The organism is Mesobacillus boroniphilus JCM 21738 (assembly GCF_000517385.1).
Classification (GTDB): Bacteria; Bacillota; Bacilli; order Bacillales; family Cytobacillaceae; genus Mesobacillus; species Mesobacillus boroniphilus.
Window position 1 is genome coordinate 1 of the sequence record NZ_BAUW01000148.1, and the last position, 5,486, is coordinate 5,486.

General features: G+C 35.6%; 5 protein-coding genes. 3 read left to right on the top strand and 2 right to left on the bottom strand.

Annotated features, from left to right (window positions below):
- Nucleotides 1-206: 206 nt before the first annotated feature.
- The 3 genes from JCM21738_RS27585 (at nucleotide 207) to JCM21738_RS20810 (ending at nucleotide 2,064) form a co-directional block, all read left to right on the top strand.
- Complete coding sequence (locus JCM21738_RS27585; protein WP_369385786.1) at nucleotides 207-404, top strand: DUF805 domain-containing protein; 198 nt, start codon at nucleotides 207-209, stop codon at nucleotides 402-404.
- A 443-nt stretch (nucleotides 405-847) separates the two neighbouring features.
- Nucleotides 848-1,405: a hypothetical protein gene (locus tag JCM21738_RS22815; protein WP_023626836.1), complete on the top strand. Its 558-nt coding sequence runs from the start codon at nucleotides 848-850 to the stop codon at nucleotides 1,403-1,405.
- A 185-nt stretch (nucleotides 1,406-1,590) separates the two neighbouring features.
- A complete protein-coding gene (locus JCM21738_RS20810; RefSeq protein WP_023626835.1) occupies nucleotides 1,591-2,064 on the top strand; it encodes a hypothetical protein in 474 nt (157 codons plus the stop codon).
- Between the two features lie 361 nt (nucleotides 2,065-2,425).
- On the opposite strand, the gene ltrA is transcribed toward JCM21738_RS20810, so the two are convergent.
- Together ltrA and JCM21738_RS24595 are read right to left on the bottom strand one after the other, a co-directional pair.
- Nucleotides 2,426-4,216: a group II intron reverse transcriptase/maturase gene (gene ltrA, locus JCM21738_RS20815; RefSeq protein ID WP_023626834.1), complete on the bottom strand. Its 1,791-nt coding sequence runs from the start codon at nucleotides 4,214-4,216 to the stop codon at nucleotides 2,426-2,428.
- Nucleotides 4,217-4,609: 393 nt separating this feature from the next.
- Nucleotides 4,610-4,765 (bottom strand): hypothetical protein, encoded by a 156-nt coding sequence (locus JCM21738_RS24595; protein WP_023626833.1) that lies wholly within the window; start codon nucleotides 4,763-4,765, stop codon nucleotides 4,610-4,612.
- Nucleotides 4,766-5,486: the final 721 nt, after the last annotated feature.

Here is a 5,486-nt window from a genome sequence, read left to right on the forward strand (position 1 = left end):
CCACTTCCCCATCCAAGACAGTTGTGAGCAATAATAACAACCGTCACAAAAAGCGCTAAATATATAACTTTTTATATAAACAAACATTCATTATTTATAACAAAACTTTTCATAAAGAGGAGAACAACAACCAGCAGATGTAATAAACTGTCTTTAGCATTTTAATTATGGAAGAAGTGCTAGGTTTGACAGACTAGATTAGGTTAATTTATAGTCCTGCCGTTATGGTGCCTTCTATTGCTGTTGCTGCCACAAGATTCCTTGATATTCGTAAAAGCGGCTGCTGGCAATTGATCACTTATACCTCTCTAATTGGAGGTAGTGTGGTAATGTACGGACAGAAAGAGGACAATAGATTTGGACCCAACCCTAAACTTGCGATTGATAATAAAGATGTAGCCTAGCAACTGAATAGTTAACTTTTTGGGTGAAACCATAATTTGGTTTCAACCATTATTCTATGTGCCAATACTTTTTTGCAATAAAAAAAACACACCTATTCAGGAAAATAAGAGTAATTGCTATCGTTAATTTTATTATACCCTTTCAATATTTTCCCAAGTTAAGGCAAACAACTTGTTTTATTTATCAGTATTCACTGGCTTATGTTCCTTAAGAACTTTAACAAAAATGATTGATCGAACTAATTTATTTCCCAAATGAGGAAAATGCAATAGTTCTAGTTATTAATCTACCACTCATGATAGAGTTAGCATGTACCAAAAAATTACAAATTCCAGGAGAGTCGAAAGGAGGATGTCCAATTAAATAAAAAAGACTCTCCCATATAAGGAAGGTAAACTATTTTGCACTTGCAATTATCAATTAAATTTAAAGGGGTTTTATTATGAAAAAATTACTCGTTGTTTTATTTGGTTTTTGTCTTGTTTTTTCAGCTTCAATCACGAGTTTTGCAGAATCAGTACAACAAAATATACCAACCAATATCAGCCGATCAGATATTGAAACTATTCAGAATGCACTCAATAGACCAAATCCTGACGGTACTCCAGCTCAAAATACCAATAACAAATCTCAAGACTCAATTTCTACTGAAGCTGCATCTCTCAACACGATTACACCCGCTTTTATAAGATCGGGAACTACTTCTACCGTACAAGTATACTTAGTTTATAATGGTACAGATGCTGCAAATGCTATAAAGTTTGATTCTATTAAAATCAACAACACTTCATTGTTATTTCCTAAGACGTATACATCATTTCCAGCAAAAGTTTATAATTTTGGAGTATTAAGTAATTATTTCTATCTTTATCTTGGCAATGCAACAATACCAACAAGTGAAACGAAAGTAAGAGTCTCAGATTCTGGCCTAATGGCATATCAGGCACAATTCGGTTGGAAAAGTTTCACTAATATTATCGGAGAATGGCCAATTCAATAAAACTATATTATTTATAGATCCGCAACAAACGTCTCGGCTAATTTAAGATACTCAATTAAACAAAGCAAGGTACATATAAGAAGTTACTTTTGGTATATATAAAACTTAATTGTTTATACGCTAGAGTAATAACATAGAGATGCTCTCTTGAGCATCTATCACTTATTTTTTATTGAGGTGATTATGTGGATCAAAATGAATACAAAAAATATTTAAAGCATCAATATTTCCATGAAATTCGACCGTTACAACCAGTTAATGACGTTATCTCTGCGTTTCAAAAAAAATTAGATATTGTTGAAACAGGATTGTCAGAATCCGAAGCGATTTTTTTAAAAATGACAATTCTTAACTATATTAATGCACACAATGACGACCTCATAAAACCTAATCTGGATAACTTAAATTTCGTCTCGTATGAGTTAGTAAGAAATGAAAAGAGTGCTCATTACTACAATCTAATGAGAGAGATTATATCTAATGATGAAAGAATAATTGTCATTATTGAATCACAGTTAAACGAGATAACTTCCAATTGCGAAGAACTAAAAGTTGATATGATTATCGAACGTGGAATCGACACTTCTCATGTAAATCAAGAAACAGATGAGTTTTTTGCATATCTAATGCTTTTTGATACGTATAACGAAAATCATTGACTACGCAAGTTGGGGGATGGAAAGCGCAGGTCCATATTTCAGATATGGTATCTGGATTGATTACAACGAAGGTATTGAGCTATAAAGTAATGTAAATTAAATCACAGACAAAATCACATATTAATTCATCCCAATTTCATCACACTATTCATAATAAAAAAGGTTTAGAGAAACCTTCATCTCTAAGCCTTTTTTCAAATTATCTTATTGTGCTAAAGTTAGCAATAGGTAAGCGTTTGAAGTAATCTCCGGCTTTTCCCCTGCTCCGCACGGAACGTGACAGTTTCCCATCATTCCGCGCTCCATCTACCGATACAAAGTTTGATTATAAGTTCTTCGTTCCTTTAAAAATGGAATGATTCTACCTTTTTAAGCCACCTGTTATCCGGTATTGATTTAATTTCTTTATCATTGCGCTATTCAGATAAAGTTTTTGGATTTCTGATACAATCTCGTTCATATCCTTAGAGTGAATGAGCCTGTGTATGTCTTTATGGAGGATGCGTAGGTTATTGAATTGATCTGTCCCACCCAGATGTTTGGGAATATAGTGGTGACAATGTACTTCATTAGCGCTCAATTCCCAACCTGTTATTTCGCATTTCCCCATTTTCATACTAAACCGGCTGATTCTATTATCCAGATATTCTACCGTCCTGTCTGGAAGAGTGGAGTTCATCAGTATACTGATTTCTGTTTCAATATATGGCTTCAATCTTTTGTAAAGTTCTTTTCTTCCTTCCTCAGTGAAAGGGGTTAGTCTAGGACTAAAATTCATAGCGTTTACTGTTTTCACATTCCCTATCGGGAATAAATGAACATTGGCTATTCTAAACGTTTTTAATCCTGAACTATAGAACTTTTTATAGGTTGAATATGGATTGATTGGATGTCCATATCTCCCCACAGGACGGAGGCGATTGTACAGGAAGGCTTTTAAATCGTAAGCAAGACGTGAGAAAGCTGGATTGACATGCGTAGCTCGGTTGAAATAGTTGTGTATCCCTAAGACAAAACTATTAAAGCGAAGGGCATTTTGACTGGTTGAAGAATCTTTGATTCTCTTGATGTGTTTCTTTGCCTGTTCCTTGAGTTTCCTCAGTTTCTTTTGATTGATTCCTGTATAGGCAACTCTTTTGTTTCTTTTTCTCTCAGCCCTTATTGTAAATCCCAAGAATTGTGATTCTCTTTTTCGCAAATTTACTATTTGTGACTTTTCCGGTGAGATATCAAGTTTTAAACGTTCCTTCAGGTACCTCGTAATAGCGTGGAACCACTTTTGAGCCGTTTTTGCATCTCGACAAAGGATTTTAAAATCATCCGCATACCGGACAAGATATCCTTCCTTTAGTCTCGTACGCTTTTTCGCGTATCTTTCCCCTTCTTTAGTTTTATATGGTTTTTTAAGAGGGAAGAACTCCCATTGCCCTGTGACCCACTGGTCAAAGTCATTGAGTACGATGTTCGATAATATGTGGGACAGTATGCCACCCTGTGGAACGCCTTTGGAGGGAACTCCTTCTCCATCAATTTCGGCTTTTAGCATTCTGGAAATACACGCTAAAACCTTTCTATCTCGGATACCTAAATTCCATAGTTGTTTGATGAGCAGCGTATGATTGACATTATCGAAAAATCCCTTAATATCAACATCAACTACATAATGCAATTGAGATTTATTAATTAAAAACTGTACTCTTGCCATTGCGTGATGGGTAGACCTTAGCGGTCTAAAACCATAGCTGTGTTTGTAGAGGTGGGCCTCGGCAATCGGCTCAAGAACTTGTTTAAAACACTGTTGGATGATACGGTCGAGAATGCAAGGGATTCCAAGCGGTCTAAATTTGCCGTTTTCTTTTTCAATCCATTTTCTTCTGACCTTCTTGGGACGATAGTTTTTTAGTTTTGTTTGAACTATTTCAACCAGTTCATTTTCTGAAAGCTGTTTGATGTCATGAATGGTTTTCCTGTCTGTACCAGGTGTTTTCGACCCTCTGTTGGATTTAATTGTACGAAAAGCAAGCAGAATATTTTCTCTTGAGGTAATGATGTCATACAAGTTGTGAAAAGATTCTTTATGCCTGGCTCTTTCGTGTAAATCTGTAAAAGTCTCCGTCATATTGTAGTAATCCCAATATCTTAAAGTTGACACTGTGGCATCCCTCCTGATGAGTGATGTTCCCACATTCTTACCCGATCGGTGTCATTCACATGAAGAAAATAATCGGTTTGTTTCGCTAGACTTGGGGCTGTTCCTTCACTCTCATTACAAGAGTTTCATCAGTCATGCCCCTACCTTCACAGGAATAAATGTATTTCGGCTATGCCTTATTACAAACGTTTTGGATGACAGTCCTTGTTTCAACGTTCCCTGCTTCCCAAGTACCCTACAACGTAGCTATACATTCTCGTCGTAGGTGCTTCCTTTAAGCCTGCGAGCTTGATACCGCCATTGTCCGGTATAATGTATTTCAGAGGGTGCAATTTTACTCTACACCACCCGCCCCATCGTGAGATGTCCATAGGTTTCCCTATGTTCATAACTTTAGACCCTTACATTCGGAAGTTCGTCAGTTCCTTCAGAATGGAACATTCTCACCCTATCCAGTTTTTCAGCCATGCGGCATATCAGTTGGCATACCTTTTTAAAGATTGGCTTCAGCCTTCCTTCTGCCGAATCTACCTGTGCTCCGAACCCCATGAACTGTCATCCATGACGCACGCAGGAGTGTTGATGGGATAGTTTCAGAAAACATGGTTTCTTCATTCCTATCCTCCGTTGCAAATTTAGAATCTATTAAGCGGACTCCCTGCATTTTCACGCCTTATTACGCTTATTGCATAACTTGTCGCGCGCAGCCTTTAGTTGAAGAAAGGCTAACGTTTTCGAAACTGTGTACTTATAATTAAAATAACTCCTATTATAATAAAATGATTGAAATAAGCACAAGAATATAAATAGACACCAAGGAAAACGAATATACTGCTGAAGGATTGTTATGAAAGAATGTACTAATATCCACGTTAGTTAAATTTAGTTTTAGTGGATTATCTACACCAATAGAATATTTAGTTAAATAAAGTTGTGATTTAGGTCTTTTATAAATAAAGTATGTAAAGCTTGCGAATAACAGGATATATGCTGTTTACATTCTCTTCATATAAGAAATCCACCTTATTTAGAGTATATTCTACCACCAATTGAAGTGCTTATGAATTTGTATTCATATATAGTTAGTACTCCATCAATTGTTAAATCGGAAATTGCTCGATTTGACCGGATGAAGTAAAAAATCAGCATTTATACAAGTTATGTCAAATGCCAAGCTGCAAATTGAACTTGGAAATATCTTGAAAAATTTTAAAATTATCCTCAATAATATAAAATAATAAAGAGCATTAAATCTCTCTCGATTTATGCC

Excerpts from the sequence above, each read along its gene's own strand:
- JCM21738_RS24595 (WP_023626833.1), bottom strand. The coding sequence starts at position 4,765 with ATGGGGTTCGGAGCACAGGTAGATTCGGCAGAAGGAAGGCTGAAGCCA.
- JCM21738_RS22815 (WP_023626836.1), top strand. The coding sequence starts at position 848 with ATGAAAAAATTACTCGTTGTTTTATTTGGTTTTTGTCTTGTTTTTTCA.